12 protein-coding genes and 2 pseudogenes are annotated in these 16,789 nt (G+C 55.9%); 8 read left to right on the forward strand and 6 right to left on the reverse strand.

What is annotated here, in order from left to right:
* Positions 1–7: 7 nt before the first annotated feature.
* Genes JZI28_RS04420 through JZI28_RS04435 form a run of 4 tightly spaced genes read right to left on the reverse strand, consistent with a single transcriptional unit; the run spans position 8 to position 4,342 of the window.
* Positions 8–1,543, reverse strand: a complete 1,536-nt coding sequence (locus JZI28_RS04420; protein WP_375699356.1) for a GTPase — start codon at positions 1,541–1,543, stop codon at positions 8–10.
* Positions 1,530–3,449 carry a TerB family tellurite resistance protein gene (locus JZI28_RS04425; protein ID WP_375699357.1) on the reverse strand — a complete coding sequence of 640 codons (1,920 nt, stop codon included), beginning with the start codon at positions 3,447–3,449 and terminating at the stop codon, positions 1,530–1,532. The genes JZI28_RS04420 and JZI28_RS04425 overlap by 14 nt, the downstream gene beginning before the upstream one ends.
* Positions 3,446–3,889 carry a hypothetical protein gene (locus JZI28_RS04430; protein WP_375699358.1) on the reverse strand — a complete coding sequence of 148 codons (444 nt, stop codon included), beginning with the start codon at positions 3,887–3,889 and terminating at the stop codon, positions 3,446–3,448. The genes JZI28_RS04425 and JZI28_RS04430 overlap by 4 nt, the downstream gene beginning before the upstream one ends.
* 54 nt (positions 3,890–3,943) lie before the next feature.
* The gene (locus JZI28_RS04435) at positions 3,944–4,342 is read right to left on the reverse strand and encodes a hypothetical protein (RefSeq protein WP_375700138.1); all 399 of its coding nucleotides are present in this window, start codon (positions 4,340–4,342) and stop codon (positions 3,944–3,946) included.
* Positions 4,343–4,433: 91 nt separating this feature from the next.
* On the opposite strand from JZI28_RS04435, the gene JZI28_RS04440 reads away from it, so the two are divergent.
* From JZI28_RS04440 to JZI28_RS04455, 4 genes are read left to right on the forward strand one after another with little or no spacing between them, the layout of a single operon-like run.
* Positions 4,434–5,912, forward strand: a complete 1,479-nt coding sequence (locus JZI28_RS04440) for a DUF1761 domain-containing protein (protein WP_375699359.1) — start codon at positions 4,434–4,436, stop codon at positions 5,910–5,912.
* On the forward strand, positions 5,912–6,745 hold the full coding sequence (locus tag JZI28_RS04445) for a hypothetical protein (RefSeq protein WP_375699360.1): 834 nt from the start codon (positions 5,912–5,914) through the stop codon (positions 6,743–6,745). Before JZI28_RS04440 ends, JZI28_RS04445 begins: the two co-directional genes overlap by 1 nt.
* Complete coding sequence (locus JZI28_RS04450) at positions 6,745–7,881, forward strand: hypothetical protein (protein ID WP_375699361.1); 1,137 nt, start codon at positions 6,745–6,747, stop codon at positions 7,879–7,881. Before JZI28_RS04445 ends, JZI28_RS04450 begins: the two co-directional genes overlap by 1 nt.
* On the forward strand, positions 7,881–9,686 hold the full coding sequence (locus JZI28_RS04455; RefSeq protein WP_375699362.1) for a DUF1524 domain-containing protein: 1,806 nt from the start codon (positions 7,881–7,883) through the stop codon (positions 9,684–9,686). The genes JZI28_RS04450 and JZI28_RS04455 overlap by 1 nt, the downstream gene beginning before the upstream one ends.
* Positions 9,687–10,049: 363 nt before the next feature.
* Here JZI28_RS04455 and JZI28_RS04460 read toward each other — a convergent pair.
* Positions 10,050–10,489: pseudogene (locus JZI28_RS04460) on the reverse strand (IS5 family transposase); the annotation flags it as partial.
* Between the two features lie 149 nt (positions 10,490–10,638).
* On the opposite strand from JZI28_RS04460, the gene JZI28_RS04465 reads away from it, so the two are divergent.
* The 4 genes from JZI28_RS04465 to istB all read left to right on the forward strand — a co-directional run bounded on the left by JZI28_RS04465 (position 10,639) and on the right by istB (position 15,455).
* Positions 10,639–11,544, forward strand: a complete 906-nt coding sequence (locus JZI28_RS04465; RefSeq protein WP_375699363.1) for an ankyrin repeat domain-containing protein — start codon at positions 10,639–10,641, stop codon at positions 11,542–11,544.
* The gene (locus JZI28_RS04470; protein ID WP_375699364.1) at positions 11,529–12,500 is read left to right on the forward strand and encodes a hypothetical protein; all 972 of its coding nucleotides are present in this window, start codon (positions 11,529–11,531) and stop codon (positions 12,498–12,500) included. Before JZI28_RS04465 ends, JZI28_RS04470 begins: the two co-directional genes overlap by 16 nt.
* A gap of 640 nt (positions 12,501–13,140) precedes the next feature.
* Positions 13,141–14,640 carry an IS21 family transposase gene (gene istA / locus JZI28_RS04475; protein ID WP_375700067.1) on the forward strand — a complete coding sequence of 500 codons (1,500 nt, stop codon included), beginning with the start codon at positions 13,141–13,143 and terminating at the stop codon, positions 14,638–14,640.
* Positions 14,637–15,455 carry an IS21-like element helper ATPase IstB gene (istB, locus tag JZI28_RS04480; RefSeq protein ID WP_375699365.1) on the forward strand — a complete coding sequence of 273 codons (819 nt, stop codon included), beginning with the start codon at positions 14,637–14,639 and terminating at the stop codon, positions 15,453–15,455. The genes istA and istB overlap by 4 nt, the downstream gene beginning before the upstream one ends.
* On the opposite strand, the pseudogene JZI28_RS04485 reads toward istB, so the two are convergent.
* Positions 15,374–16,686, reverse strand: a pseudogene (locus JZI28_RS04485) (IS256 family transposase); the annotation flags it as partial. The gene istB and the pseudogene JZI28_RS04485 sit on opposite strands and share 82 nt — an antisense overlap.
* Between the last annotated feature and the right edge of the window lie 103 nt (positions 16,687–16,789).

The raw sequence follows: 16,789 nt of genomic DNA on the forward strand, positions 1-16,789 counted from the left end.
GGTTACCTCACCGGCCGAACAGCTTACCGGTCACAATCCGTCCAGTCTCCCAAAGCCCAGATGTGCCGCGCGATAATTCCTTCGTGAAGCTGCCGCTGGTCTCGGTCCCCGTAATGCGGCGGCGATTGCGCTGCGTCGCCAAGGCGTCCGTTGCGCTGTGCGCTAAGGTTGAGATCAGCTGGTCGAGGTTCCAGACTGTCCCTTCGGAGACGACAGGGATAACCTCGCGGCAGGTCAGATCGGCACAGATGGCGGCGCTCGCTGCGGCAATGGTCGACTGTTCTTCGCTCGGAAAAAGATGTTCTGGGTAGGGCCAGTCCGGAAGCAGTTCGTCGACAGCATTCGCCACGATGGTAACAGGCGGCATCCGTCGTAGGGGACGGGCTGCGAAAGCCACCTCGATCTGTCGGAGCAACTCGACATCCGGGGCGCGTGCGGGGCGATTGGCGCGGAGGATCCATAACACATGGTCACAGTCAAGCACCTGCGCGAGCAGCGTCTCGGCAACCCTTTCACTGCCGTCGATGCCCTGAGTGTCGATCACTGAATAAGCTATCCCGCCGATGTCCAGCGCGTGGTGGGTCAGGTCGGGCGTTGTTGGTGCCATGTCAGTCTCGGCGACTTCGACTCCCGCCAAACGATTAACGATTGTCGATTTTCCTGCTGACACCTGACCAATCACAAGTAAACGTATCGGTTCGTCCGGCAGAGCGAGGATTTGTTTATCAAAATTGACGGAGCCGAGCTCAACCTTCAGTAATTCCTCATCCGTAAACCGCAGGTAACCAGAATGCAGGTCCACCGCGGCGCGCGCGACCTCTTCCAGAATGATCTGCTGAACGATGGCCACGCTGAAATTCTTCATCTCACCGCCATCTGCACCGCTGGTCACAGCCCCCTGGATTTCCTGCATGATGCCGGCCGGCGGGTTGGTTATCAGGCGTTTCGCGCGCCAAGCCCAACCGGCCAGAGTGGCACCGCGCCGGACCCAAGACTTGTTTTCCCAGATCCAGAAGACAGTCTTCAGGCTGATCCGGTCGGAAAATGGCACCAAGTCATGCAGATTGCGGCGCAGACGGATCATAACGCGATTAGTCAGCAGCAGCGCCTCGGGGATCGAGAAATCAAGAGCGCCCTTTTGACCTGCGGACAGCTGCTGCGCTGCTTTCTCGACCAGATCAAAGGAAAGCTGCCGCATATCTCCCCAAGGGTGGGGTTCCCTAGCAATTTCTGCGCATAGGCCATTGAAAACCGCCAGCTCCCGCGCGGTCCATTCTGGGTTGGCGGTGACGATCGGGCCATGGTTAGCATCTACCGGCGCGGTACCCTGCGCCTGCCGCAGGCGTCGGAGCATTATAAGAATAAGCCTGAGCAGTACGACCAGGCCTAATGTGATCCCGACGAAGGGCAGAAGCCAGTCATGCTCGGCCAACCAGATGACCCCGAGGAAAATCAACGCCACCAAAGGCAGGGCATAGATGATGACGGTGAGCAGTGCGGGACTACGCGCCATACGTTTTAGGATCACCTCAACCGGCAGCACTGTCGCCCTCCTTCACCCTGGCCCGTGAGAAGGCGGCAAGGTAGTGGTCCCGCAAAGACTGTTCATCGACCGTCCGGCCAGCCTTGGTGTGATACATCCAATAAGCCGCCGCGCGACCCACCGCATAGGTCGAGGCAAAGCCATAGCTTGCGGTCAAAACCGGCACCGCCGTCTGACCTGCGACAGGGATCAACCCGGCAAGGCCGCGGCCAAGGATGCCGACAAGCGCCCCACCGACCACGCCCGTCCCGAGCGCGGATATGAAGGCGATCAATCGGTCGCGGTCCCAGGGCAGACCGTAACTGTTCGCAAGCGCCGTAACTAGGGCGAGTTGCAACGCAGGCGCGGTGGTTGCCCCAACCACAGGTACGGCCCCCGAGGCTGTCGCCATCCCGGCATATCGCAGGATGGTTCCACGACACGCGAGAAAGGCTGCCTCTTCGGCATCGCTGGCCTTTCGCTGGTCCATAAGCAACGCGACGGAGGGTAACGTGTTGGCCAAGATCTGCTTCAGCTCGGACATATCGGCACTCGACGGCGCCGATATGTCGAGTTCCAGCCACGGCAGATCGCGCTTGGCGGCATTTTCAAACTGCGACTGGTTCGCGGATTGACCCCGCCGGCGTTCGAGCGGATCGGGAACCTTGTCTGCCGCGGTGTGGAGAACGACCACGGGTAGGTCGGGCTTCTTGCGCACCACCTTCGCCAGCGCGTCAGCAACGTTGCCCTGCACCGGATCGTCAAGACGCGAGAGCACGAGGACCATTTGCGAGGCATCGCCATTGGACGCAAGATCCGCGTCCGGGCGATAGCCTGCCTCACCCAGCCCGCGGGTGTCGAGAAAGCGCAGTACAGGATCACCCTCGGGATAATCGTATGCGTCCGCTGTGCGGGTGCAGGAGGCGAAGCCGTTTCCGACCTCTGCCGCGTCCTTGCCAGTCATGGCCTGCACGAGTGACGATTTGCCGGCGCCGGTTTTCCCCAAAAGCCACAGGACGGGGATCGAACGATCCACGAGTGTTGGACTGTGCGACGCCCCCGTATTGCCGTCCCAAATGGCTGACACGCCGTCCTTCACGCTGGACCACAGATAGGACGGCGCGGCTGTGACATAGTCGAGGGCCGAGCGCGCCGTTTCGGACCAACCGCCTGCGGCCTTTTGGAATATCCGGTCTGTCCGTGCGATTGCGGCGAGTTCGGCATCGTGAAGCACGCCATCAGCCGCTGCAATCTCGGTCAGGAAAGCCAGCAACTCGCCCCTAAGAGTGTCGAAATTGCAGTCGGGGTTGTCACGCTTGTAGATGGCCAAGACTTCTGCGATCTCGTCTACGGTGCGGCCCTCCGCGCTCTGTTCGATAACGGGCAAGGCGGCCGCGACATAAGCGGGATCGAGGCCCCATTCGGCAACGAAATAATCTGCGATCGCTGCCCGCTCGGCATCGTCGACATCTTCTGCTTCCCGTGCGACGCGGATCGCCAGCGAGCCCATCAGGTCAAACAGCGCCGCGCCGAGCACATCGACAGGCGTGTTAATGAATGCCGGCACTTTCCTGATGCGCGCGCCCTCATAACCGCGATAAAGGCGCAAGACACCATAGCAGGCGGCTCCGCTAGCAACTGCAGCCCCGACGACCCAACCGACGGGCGTCACCGCCGCACCTATGCCAATTGCTGCAAGCCAGCCACCGCCAAAGAACGTGCCCGCTCCTGCGGATGAACTGGCCGCCAGCCCGCCCGCCGTCGCGGCTGTTCCGACCTGCCAGAGGTCGCCGACCAGCCGGGCGGCCTGCAACGACGCGTAAGCATCCTCGCCAATGTTGAGCTTAGCCTTGAATTTAGAAGGTTCGGCCACCACTCGACCAACACCATCGAACCGACCTGTTTCGCCAGAACGCTCCATGGTCATCGGCCAGTGTTCACGGCTGCGAGTTGCTCTTTCAGGGCTGTGACATTCGTCGACCAAGCCGAGGACCGCAATTCGGACAAATCTCCCATCGTCAAACCTGTCGCCAGCATGATCGGGCCTACAAATGCTGCGAAGAGCGGCCCGGCAAATAGAATGGTCCCGATAATCAAAGTGACGATCGAGGCCACGGCGACGCCGAACAGTGTGCCGGAAAATGTCGTTACGATCTCGAGAGCAACCGAAGGGATTTTGTGACCGATCACAACCACCGTTGATCCGACCGACCAGTTCACTTTTACCAGACCACAAAGTACCGCTTTGAAGTCCGCCGACACGTCAGGCTTATTAATGTACGCCGTCATCTTCCGAAGGGGGAACGCAAAGTTCAGCTCCTTCAGAATTTTAGGATCGGGGCAGTTGATGAGGATCGACGTCGTCATTTAAAGGCCTGATGTCTGATTAGGTCATTATGAAATAGGCTGAAACCTTGAATTTCAAGCTAAATTTCCGAGGGCGCAGGCTGCCGCACCGCAATTGTCGACTTTTTCCATCTCTACTGAATTTGGTTGTTCAAAAGGGCTGCGCAGCGCCCTGAATGGACCGGTTCGGGGAAAATAACACGGCGGTGCCGGGCACTGCGTGACGTGGATGCGCAAGGTTGGAGAGACGCGCATGCGCTGTGCTGTCAGCCAAGGGCCAAAGACCGCGACCAGAGGGGCGGAGCGCTTGTCGTGCCGACAGGCGTTGACCAAGGGATATATCTCAGATGTCCTTTTCGATGGCGTAAAGTTCGGCGATGCAGCACGGGGAAAATGCGAAAGCTCGACGGCTCGAACCGCATGCCTGAAATCATACAAGGCATTGCCTTCGTCGACGGCATCAAGCAAATTCAACCAGCCGCCAGATCATGCCGTCACCACCTTTCGGGCATTGCTCCGAATATATTCTGCGGGGTTTGAGTAAAATTAGGCATAAGAAGTGGGAATGGAGAAATCGATGTTTAAGCCGATAAGCGATTTGTTTCGGTCTGATGAGTTCCTTCCGAGCTCTGCTGTGTTTCCCGATATCGACAAGGACCGTTTGGTCAAAGACCTTGATCTTAAAAAGGAAGCTACCTCCAGAGGGGCGGCGAACCAGCCCGAGACTTCGGCCGAGACACTCGATCATATGGAATTGAAGGCTGTTTCCCGGGTCGAGGATCTACGACGTCGGGGGTTGGAGAACTACGAAACAAATCGCCGCGTATATGCTGAACGGTTAAACAAAGCCGTCTCAGCCCGAATGCTTGTGGAGACCGAAGCCAACGATTCCAAGGCAAAATTCGCTGAGGAAGTGACAAAATGGAAATCCATGATGGTCACGCCTCGTGAACGGGTTCAGGAGACTTATCGCTGGCGCAATCGATTCAGAGAAATAAACAAGTTGGAGCGGCCTGCTAAAGAAGCGGGCAGCCTAATCGCCCTGTTTGGTCTGGCATTTGTGATGGTCATTCTGGAGTCGGTCGGAAACGCTTATCTGTTCGCGCAGAAGAACACTCTAGGTCTGCTTGGTGGCCTGATGGCAGCATTCTTAGTTTCTCTTGGTAATGTTGCTCTCTCAACCATTTTCGGTATGGCAAGCCGGTACATCAATTGCCGTGGCTTTGTGAATTTTTTCAAAAAGCTGGTGGGCTTAGGATTCTTTCTGGCCTGGCTGGGGTTTGTATTAGTCTACAACCTTGGAGTCGCCCACTTCAGGGATGCAGTTGAGCGCAATGGTGAATGGCGTGAAGCTGGTACGACCGCGATTCAGACAATCCAATCAAGCCCTTTCAGTCTATACACCATGGAGTCCTACGTTTTGTTCCTCCTAGGCCTCTTCATTTCCATCATTTCTTTTTTGAAGGGGTATAACCACTCGGACCCATATCCTGGCTACTCCAAGGTCGCGGCTGATGTCGTGGGTGCCAGAGAAGAGTATGTAAACTACCTAGAAGACTCAATCGAGACGCTGGCAGAGCATCGCGATGATGCAGTCAACGGACTTCGTGCTGCCAATGATGAAGTTCATCGCAACATCAACGATTCTGTGGATGCCCTTTATGGCCAGAAGGCCCTTCAATCAAATTTGAATCCGTTCTTGGAGCAGTGCAACATCGCGGCCAATTATATTCTCGCTGTCTATCGCGATGCCAACAAAGCCGCCCGCACCGACGATCCGCCAGCATACTTTAACACCTCGTACACCTTCGAACCCTTCAAAGTTCCCGATGAAGAAATTGAACGTCGCCAGGAAGCAGAGGAGCAGGCCAAAGAGGTGGGTGAGTTGGTGAACACATCGATCCAGGAGATCTTTGAGGTGTTTCATGAAGCCGTAAAGGCGCACTACGAAATCGACGAATTGGAAGGAACCCACATAGACCGCGCTGCGCGTTTTGGAACAAACGGGAAACCCGAGGCCATCAACAAGAAGGAGACTGATTGATGGCAAAACGCCGTACCCGTCGTAAGCCTTCGCGTCGTTCTGGCGGACGCGGCAGGAAGTCCAACAACAATGTGTTGTGGATCATCACCATCATAGGCTGTCTGGGTCTGGTCGTGGGAGTGGCGGTTGTCGCACAGAATTTAATTGCGAAGGGCAAAATTGATGAAGCCACCTTATGTCATTCGGGTGGTCCACAAAATGTCACGTCCGTCCTGTTGGATCTGACGGACCCTCTGAGTGAAACCCAGCAAGCGCGACTCAAGACAATTCTCGCAAATGAAGTGTCTGGCTCTTCTGTGGACACTATGATTGCGCTGGGGATCGTTAGCGAAGACCCTTCACGCTGGGGTGCGATGTTTGCCAAATGTAAGCCGGCGTCTGGACAAGATGCGAATGGTCTCTATGAAAACCCGGCGATTATCGCGGCACGTTATGACCGTGAATTCACGGCACCCATTCAAGCTACATTGCAAACCATGTTGACCGGCGCTTCTGAAAACCAGTCTCCGATTATGGAAGCTCTCCAGTCATTGGTTTCCACAACACCGAGTTTCACGCAAGCCAGAGGCCACCGCAAGATCATCATTGTGTCTGATATGCTGCAACACAGCGATAATCTGAGTTTTTATCGTGGTCAGGGATGGGATTACTTTGTCGGGAAAAATGGAGAGGGGCGTATGGCTGGTAACCTGGCCGGCGTCACCATAGAAATCTTGCGTATCCCTCGTTCAGGAAGAACGCCATCCAACGAGATCACCGAAGGCTTCTGGACCCGCTATTTTGACAGGCAGGGCAGTCGGCCTCCATCTGTCAGTTCTCTGGGAGATCTGTAATGGCCATTCGAGACACAAAGATGCATGCCGTCAGCCCTCGAGAGAACCTAGACAGGGCTGCCTTTATTATTGCTTTCGGCGTCGGGATCGTTGGCGGGATCATTCTGAAACTCGCTGGGGCCCATCCATTTCTTGCAGCAGGTTTCTCTGCAATTGTCCTAGTTTCCTATGCGCTTGTCGCATGGGCTGGAGGCCGGGTTAAGATTGAGCCGGAGGCTATTGGGGACAACTGCTATTACTTGGGATTTTTGTTCACATTGGCGAGCCTTTCCTTCACCCTTTATCAAATGGCTGACCCATCAACGACAGGCGGGAAACCGGTAGATATTCCGGAAGTGATTTCCGGTTTCGGTGTGGCCTTGTCATCTACAATTTTTGGAGTATTTTTGCGCGTCCTGATGATGCAGATGCGCCCGGATTTCGTCGCCAAGGACAGAGCTGTTCGCTCTGATCTCAATAAGTCCTACGGTGATTTCCGCAAGAACCTCTCAGGGGTGCTGTCGCAGATGAAGGCATTCTCCACGGAATCAATTCAATATGCAGCCGAACGCGACAAGCGCCTTCGGGACTCCACAGAGAGCTTCGTGGAAGACCATCAAGCAGCCCTTCAAGCTGCGGCGGATCAGCTTTCCAAGAATATAGAGACTGCCTTCACTGAGGCGTCTCAAAAGGCGATTGGCGAAATCACGGCATCAATGGTGGAAGCCAACAAAGAATCTCAGAAGGCAATTCAGGAATTGGTAGCCGACATTAAGGCTCTCAAAAATCTCCTTAACGAACAGGAAACTGAGTCCTATGAGGAGCTGGCTGCACGCCGAAAACAGCTCAACGCCGAATTGGCTTCCGCAGAGACCCAGGTCAAAAATCACACCGAAGCTATGTTGGAACACATCAAGGTCACTAGGCGATCTGCGGATTCCATGTCAAAACGGATAGGCCCGGCGCTTGACGCACTAAAAGAACGTTTGGACGCGCTTCCACGCTTCTCTCCGGATGGACTTCCAGAGGATGCGCCTTTTGAGGCTGGCGTTGCCCCACCTTTGGATAATCCAGAAAACCTCCAGTCGGTTGTAGATAAGCCGTTCACTGTCAAACTTCGTTCTGGTCCATGGACCAATACAAAGTCTGATACCTAATGTCTGACGCTCAACACTCTGATCGGAATTATCGCCGCGGCGCCATTATGGGGCTGACCATTGCTGAAGCTTTCATTCTGATTGCCTTTGCACTTCTGCTGTTGTTTGCGTTCTGGCAATGGGAAGTGGAGAAGCAAAACACGCCAGAAGTAGTGGCCTTCAAAGAGCTCACTTATGAGCAGAGGCAGACCGTTCTGGTGTCGGCGCAAGATGGCTCCATCGAAGCATTCATTAATTTGAAGGATCAGGGGATCGATTTCGCAACTCCGGCTTCTGTTGAGAAGCCAAAAGATAAGTGGCGTTTTGTAGATCAGGATGAGGTTCTGCGTCTTATAGATGCGGTCCAGCAGCTTCCCGAAGACATGCAGCGTGATTTGGCGGACATGGTCGAGGCTGAGAAGGCCAAAGAGATGCTGAGTGAGATGGCGATTCTGGAAGACCTTGTCGAAGCAGGGAAGTCTGTGGAGGAGCTGATAGCATCAAGTCAGGTATCCAAACTTATCGATAAGAGTGGGAAGTCCGTCGAGGAGCTCTTGCAGACCGCACAGATAATTGAATCTCTGGAAAACTCCGGCAAATCGATAGATGACATTAGGGCGGCTTCTGACGCAATCGATGCGGTAAATGAAGCCGGGCATGACCTGAATGAGATTTTGAAAACAGCCCAAATCCTTGAGTCATTGGCGGCTAGTGGTAAATCCGTTGAAGAATTGATCGCGACTGCTGCTGCTCTTGAAGATCTAGAAAAAGCTGGTCAGACTTTAGAGGGAATCTCTGAAAAGATTAGAGACGCCGAGGCGCAAGAGGCCGCTTTGGTCGGCACCTTACGATCCGAGCTCGGCGGCATCGTCTCTGGTATGGGAGGCTACATTGATGATACCGGCGCCATCATCCTGCCGGACGGCGTTCTGTTCCAGCAGGGTAGCGCTACGATCAGACCAAGTCTCAAACAATTCCTGGCCCAAGCGTGTCAGCCGTGGCTGTCAACCTTGCAGCAGTCAGGCATCGACATTTCTGAAGTGAAGATTGAAGGCCACGCGTCATCAGAGTGGCGGTCCGGATCGTCACCGCGCGCGGCATATCTGGGAAATCTTAACTTGAGCCAACTGAGGTCTCAGGCGGTATTGAGATCGTGCCTTGATTACGTGAAGGACCCTGAGCTGCTGGATTGGTCACGCAAACACCTGATTGCGGTCGGCTACTCATCTGTCCGCCCTGTCTTGGCAAATGGGGAAGAGGATCACGCAGCGTCCCGCCGTGTTGTGTTCAGCGCGACACCAAACCGGCAGTCTCTTCTGGAAGAAATCGGGACGGAAGCCAAGATAGCCCGCTATGACAGATCTCTATTCGGCGGATGGGCAGATTCCGATAACGACTGCCAAAACACCCGACAAGAGCTTCTGCAAGAGCTGTCTACAGGCGCGACAACTTTGGCTCGCAACAACTGCACCGTTGTTCGAGGTAAGTGGTATGACCCTTACACTGGAAAGACCTTTACGGATGCTCGCCAAGTTGACGTTGATCACTTAGTGCCGCTGAAATGGGCTTGGGATCGAGGCGCACATTCTTGGACGGCTGAAAAACGAGAGGCTTTTGCAAACGATAAGGCCAACCTCATGGTTGTTGACCGAGGGGTAAACCGCGAGAAAGGGGCGAATGGGCCACTGAACTGGCTTCCCCCACTCGCGGGCTACCAATGTCAGTATGTGACGCGTTTTCGACGAGTAGTATCCACCCATGGGCTGGAATTGTTGCCAGAGGAGACTGGCAAGTTGAATAGGTTACAAGAAAATGTATGCAAGTAACTCGCAAAAACGAACTATAATCGGACCTGATAACTGCCCGCCACCATCGTCGAGAAGAAAACCCGAATCATCATCACGCTGCCGACTTCATACCCTCGCCAAAGCCTTGTCCGTCTGCTGCTAAACGCGATGGCCCTCCGAAACGCCGTGCACCACAGGCATCAAGGATTCTCAAAACTCCGGCTATTGTGTGCAAAACTCCGGTAGCTCACGATTGGGCAATATCGCCCCGCCCGGGATCAGGACGACCTCAACCCGTGGCTCCGGCCCCCCTTTATTCACCAAGGCCATAGTCAGCGAGATCGCTGCCTTCTGAGCAATGCCAAAACCTTCGGCAAGATTTTCAGAGACATCGTAAGCGGTGCGCCAAAGGCGCTTCTTTGACCCGCCATGCTTGCGGGCATTCCACTCTCCCTCGCCCTCGGCTTTGATCCCAGTCGCGTCGATCAGCAGGTGCAAGGACCCGTTCCTCCGCGATAAGGGATGGCGACGCTAAGGGTTTTCTGGCGGTGACACAGGGTGCTGAAGTCCGGCACTTTCCAGTCAAGGCCCGCCAACCGCAGCAGGCTTTCGACGAACCCGGTCGTCTGGCGAAGAGGCATGCCGAACAAAACCTTCATCGTGAGACAAACCTGTATCGCCGCGTCGCTGAACTCGTATTACCGACCGCGCTTGCCGGTCGGTGCCGCGTACCAGGTCACCTCGGGATCAAACCAGATCGATAGCGAACCGCGCTGCTTCAGCGCTGTGTTGTACGAAGGCCAGTTCCAAGCCTTGTACTTCGTAGGGGACCAACTACTCATACTCGCCAGCTACCACACTGGATTCACACAGGGAATCCCTAACCCCATTTGTGCAACAAAGCCATGCCAATCCGGAAATCCCAGTTGACAATATATCAGCTTGCGCCACAGGGTCAGTTCACCAACTCGACGATCATTGGAAATAATACATGCATTACAGACGGCTGTTCTTGCCTGCATTGCTTGCAACTTTCCCCTATTCGACCGCAGCCTTCAGTGAGGAATGCCCTGACTGGCTGGTCACTGATTTCTGGAAAACTGCCAAGCCCGATGCCGCCCAAGGCTGCCTAGCTGCAGGCCGCAGCATGACAGAACGTACGGACATCGGTGAATCCCCACTTCACCTTGCAGCCGCGGTAGCAGCACCCGAGACCGTTCTTTTTTTGCTGAGATCAGGCGCGGATGCTTCCCTGACCACCGCAGACGGGCTTACGCCGCTGCACGTCGCCGCCAGGGATTCAATGCAGGGCTCCGTGATATCCTTCCTGCTGGTCTGGGGCAGCGAGGTAGATAAGCACATACCGCCAGACACATGCTTTTACCCACGCACCTGCGCCGATACCGCTCTACACTTGGCAGCTGATCGCTCACAAGCTGCACAGATTCTCGCCGCCCTCTTGGCAGGTGGTGCCGATGTGAACTCCAGCGACAGCGAGGGGCGTAAACCGTTGCAACGGGCCGCTGTCGGTGCGGGCCTTGCCGAAATCGACGTCCTGTTGAAAGCAGGCGCCAGCGTTGAAGAGACAGACTTCGCTGGGAACACCGCCCTTCATGTCGTTTCGAAGAATAAATCTAACGAATTCTCCATTGCGCAGAGGTTGATCGCTGCGGGTGCCGATGTCGATGCCGATCGCGATGACGATGTGACCCCATTGATCTCGGCCGCCTACTACACGAACAACCCCGAGGTCTTTACGCTCATGCTGTCTCATTCGGAAGATCCCTGTCATTCTTCGAAGACGGGGACTACGGCGTTGACCGGTCATGACTTCAATCCCGCCCTGAAAAAAGACGAGACTTACTGGAGTGTGCACGAACAATGCTCGCAGGACTGAGACACCTTTTCAGACTGACAAGAACCACGGTTGTCCTGCTTGTCGTGGTCTGCGCGATTGGCTTCAACCTGCTGACCTTTGCCTTTGCGCCCCTGGCCAACATGATGCTGACCGCAGCTCAACGGCTTGCGATTCAACCAGCGTTGGCTGCGGCTTCGGAATTTGCCACGACACGGGCCGGTGAAAAAGCCGCCCAACGGCGTGCGGCCAAGCTGGAAGCCGAGAAAATAGCCGCCCGTTTTCGTTCGGAAAGTCTACGCCGCGAACTGGATGTCGAGCGCCAACGCGTGGCCCAACTCGACATAGATATTGAGGCAAGCGAGGTGCGCATTAAGCAACTTCAGGAGGACTTGGACGTGGAAAAACGCAAGGCAACCAAGTTTGCGGATGAACTCACTCTGTCAAAATCGCGTCTCAAGTCAACCACGATCGAACTGGATCAATCCCGCCAACGCATGGAAGTGGTGACAGGCAAACTCGAAGACCTGCGCAAAAGACCTCGCTTGCCGAACACAACGGTCAAGCGTATCGACAGCCTTACCAACCGGATCGTTCAACGCTCGGGCGTCAACGCCGCTCGCAACCTCGCGTCCATGCCACTCGAAAGCGTACCTGTTGTCGGCGCCCTGACCATCGTCAGCGTGACCGCTCTTGAAGTTCACGATGCTTGTCAGACGGCCGTTGAAATGGAAGAATTGCGGCGGCTCGCCAACCTGCCAGACGTCGACGCCTCAGTTATTCGATCCGCCTGTGCGAAGATTCCGACAATTGGCGGTCTCGATGGTCTCACACTGGCTGAGTGCCGCGAACACGAGGGTAATGTTCTCGCGGAACTCGGCCCTGAAGCTGCGGCCCCAATCAAAGACAAGTGCGACTGTCTGGAACTTCCGGACGGATGCCCTGGCGAACAATCTGGAACGATGCGCGTGCCGCCGCCAAAACCGGAATTGCCCTAACCGCAATGTTGTCAAATGATTGGTTCGCTCTGTTACGCAATTGATTTTCTGACGCCGTTGACCGGTCCGTGCCATGGCAGGCTTTCCAGAGCGTCTGCAACTACTGCACCACAAACAAGTAATTGTTGGCGTGTGACCAGAGTAACCGAATCCCCTAGCATGAGGACAGCACCCTTCCGCAAAGCTTCATGGCTCTGCTGCCTCCGCAGACAGCACGGCACCGCCGGCCTCAAACACGACAATGATAACTTCAAAAGCAGACCTTCCGATCACCTCGCAGCGAAGGTCTGTTGTTCCGCCCGACCTGCAGAACGGGATATCCGATGCAATTGCAGAATGAATGTCCCAATAGGGCTGATTTTATCGAAAAAGTCGGTGTCCGGCCAAGTAAGGGTAAATCGGCAGAACGCTTTCCTGCGAAAGCCGCCCTTGCCAAACATAGTTTGCGGGAAGGCCGCATGAGAGAATGGTGTTCCAAATTTGCGAGCCGCTTTTTAGGCTGCGGAGTTTTTCAACAAAATAGGCTGGGTGTATAGGGCGGTTGCAAATTAGGCCACGGTAGCGCCGGTATTTTGCCGGGGCGGGCGGCGCAAAAGTCGTCCACTTTTGCTCTCACTGTCTTTGCAGGGAGGGCCGGAGGATTTTCACCGTGGAAGTATATTTAGCCGTGCGCCGCGCGCATTTCGATGAGGGGCGCAGCAAACGTTCGATCGCCCGTGATTTTGGCCTTGCCCGTGGAACGGTCGACAAGATGTGCGCGTATTCGTCTCCCCCTGGTTACCGCCGGAGCCAGAAAGTTCGGCGCCCGAAGTTGGAAGCCTTCACCGATACAATTGACCAATGGCTTCTGGAGGATCAGAACCGTCCGAAGAAGCAACGCCATACGGCGAAGCGGATCTTTGAACGGCTCCGTGAGGAAGAAGGCTTTACCGGCGGTTATACGACCGTGAAGGACTATGTTCGGGGGCATCGTCAAAAAGCGCGGGAGATGTTCATTCCACTCGCCCATCCTCCGGGTCACGGGCAGGCCGATTTCGGTGAGGCCGTTGTCATCCTGGGGGGCGTGGAACAGAAGATCCACTTTTTTGCCTTTGACCTGCCCTACAGCGATGCATGCTATGTGCGGGCCTATCATGCGGCGACAACAGAAGCCTGGATGGACGGGCATGTTCACGCCTTTGAGTTCTTCGGGCGCGTGCCGCTCTCGGTGGTCTATGACAATGACAGCTGCCTTGTTGCGAAGATCGAAGCCGGAGGGCGGCGTCGGCGGACGCAGATGTTCACGGAGATGTTGTCACACTACCTTTTTGATGATCGCTACGGCCGCCCGGGCAAGGGGAACGATAAAGGCAATGTCGAAGGTCTGGTGGGCTGGTCCCGGCGCAACCTGATGGTGCCGCTGCCGGAATTCCCTGATCTGGACAGCTTCAATGTCTGGCTCGAAGAACAATGTCTGACACGGCAGTCGGCTGTCTTGCATGGGCACCGGGAGACGATCGGGGAACGGCTGAAGCGGGATCTGGCTGCCATGTCGCCACTCCCTGCAATGCCTTACCAAGCCTGCCACAAGGCAACGGGCCGGGTCAGCTCCCAATCTCTGGTGCGCTACAAATCCAATGATTACTCGGTTCCCAGCACCTATGGCTTACGGGAGGTGACGATCCGTGCGTTTGTGGATGTGGTCGAAATCGGCTGTGGTGGTGGGGTCATCGCCCGTCACGCCCGCTGCTACGAGCGCGAACAAATGATCTTCGACCCTGTGCATTACTTTGCCCTTCTGGAGACGAAGCCCGGGGCCTTGGACCAAGCCGCCCCTTTGGTCGATTGGGAGATGCCCGACGAGCTGCAAACCCTGCGTCGCCTAATGGAAGCGAGACATGCCCGCCAAGGGCGCCGAGAGTTCATTCAGGTGCTTCGGCTCCTGGAAAGCTTTGATCTGCCGACTTTGTGCGCGGCGGTGCGGGTGGCGTTGCAAAAGCGGGCGATCGCCTTTGATGCGATCAAGCATCTGGTCCTGTGCCAAGTGGAGCGCCGCCCCGCTCGGCTCGATCTGTCCCTCTACCCCTATCTTCCCCGGACTGCGGTTCAGACGACAAAAGCCGCGAGTTACATGGCGCTCCTGTCGGAGGGAGCCGCATGACGGAAGTCCCGGACCTTCTGCTGGCCCATCACCTCAAGAAGCTCAAACTGCCCACCGTATTGCGCGAATACGAGAAGCAGGCGCGACAGTGCGCCGCCGAGGGGAAGGATCACATCCAGTTCCTCCACAGATTGATCGAATTGGAACTCATCGATCGGGAGCGGCGTATGGTGGAGCGACGGGTCAAGGCGGCGAAGTTCCCGGCGCCCAAAAGTCTGGACAGTTTCGACTTCCAGGCAATCCCCGCCCTGAACAAAGCCAGGGTGTTGGACCTCGCCCGTTGCGGATGGATCGAGCGGCGCGAGAACGTGATCGCTCTGGGGCCAAGTGGCACGGGCAAAACGCATGTCGCTCTTGGCCTTGGACTGGCCGCTTGTCAGAAAGGGATACCGGTTCGCTTCACCACCGCGGCGGCTCTTGTCCATGAGCTGATTGAGGCCAGTGACGAGAAACGGCTCCTGCGCCTGCAAAAGCAGATGCTGGCACCCAAGCTGCTGATCATTGATGAATTAGGCTTCGTGCCATTGAGCAAAACCGGCGCAGAACTCCTCTTCGAACTGATCTCGCAGAGATACGAACGCGCCTCGACATTGATCACCAGCAACCTCCCCTTCGAGGAATGGACTGAAACGCTCGGATCAGAACGTCTCACCGGCGCACTTCTTGATCGGCTCACCCATCATGTCTCCATTCTCGAGATGGAGCTATGCTTGAATTTGGGTGACGCGCGTCATCAGGCGGCGCGGTTTTTGGCGTCATTCTTCACTTCGACGCCGTCGTTGAATTTGATTCCTTCGATGACTTTTGGCAACTGATTTCTGCCTTTGAGGCGCAGCCATGTTTTCGATGCGGACTGGATGAGGGTGAAGACCATCAGTTTTGCGGTCTTTTGCGAGAGTGCGCCTTTGGTGCGCACCGTTCTATGCCGCACCGTTGCGAAGACGCTCTCGATGGGATTCGAGGTGCGCAGATGGCCCCAATGCTCGGCCGGGAAGTCGAAGAATGCCAGCATCGCGTCCTTGTCCTTGATCAGACAGGCCACACCTTTTTCGTATTTCACGCCATATTTGTCTTTGAAAGTATCCAAGGCAAATATTGCGGCAGCACGGGTGTCGGCGTGCTGAATGTTGTCCAGATCCGACTTCACGCCGGGTCCCATTTGCTTGGGAAAATAGTTCAGCACATTTTTCACCTTATGTACCCAGCATCTCTGGTGTTTTGTGCTTGGAAACGCCTTATCCAGCGCGTTCCAGAAGCCCATGGCCCCATCGCCAACCGCGATCTCGGGCGCGACGGACAGTCCGCGCTTCTTGATGTCAGTCAGCAACTCGTGCCAGCTCTGCGTGCTCTCTCGAAGGCCGACCTGAAAGCCGAGCAGTTCCTTCTTACCCTCCGGTGTCGCGCCAATGATCACCAACATACACTCGGCATTTTCTTCCATCCGCGCCTGAAGATAGACACCATCCGCCCAGATGTAGACGTAGTGACGAGCCGATAGATCTCGCTGCGCCCAGCTGTCATAATCTGTCTGCCAACCCGCTGTCAGGCGGGCCAGTACGCTGGGCGACAGGTTGGGTGCATCAGCCCCTAAAATGGCTGACAGCGCCTCCTGGAAATCGCCGGTTGAGATACCTTTCAGGTAAAGCACCGGCAAAAGCGCATCCAGACTGACCGAGCGGCGCGCCCATTTGGGCAATATGTTCGACGTGAAGCGGACTTTTGAGGCTGCATCAGGGGTCGCCTTCCGGTCGCGCACCTTCGGTCGCTGCACATCCAGTGCGCCAATCCCCGTCTGGATCTGACGTTCTGGTCCAAATCCATGCCGCACAATCCGTTGGCGGCCATCCTCCAGTCGGTCATCGGCGAAACTGGCGACAAAAGCATCAGCTTCGGCTTTCAATGCCTCCGCCAGCATGCGCCGCGCCCCTTCCCGCGCAAGCTCGGTCAATGGATCTGTGATCGAATCCGATTGGCGAAATGGCAGAATGTCTGTATCGTTCTTCATGGCGTATTGCTCCTTGTGAGGTTCTGGCTGGCTTTTACACCGCCACAATACGCCGCCCTTCAAATCACGCCATCACCCAAACTCCCGCATAGCTCCGAGATGAACGGTGAAAGCTACCGCCTCGCACAGAGCCGAAAAACAACC

The sequence above is a fragment of the Pseudophaeobacter sp. TrK17 genome (assembly GCF_042192375.1).
Taxonomy (GTDB): Bacteria; Pseudomonadota; Alphaproteobacteria; order Rhodobacterales; family Rhodobacteraceae; genus Pseudophaeobacter.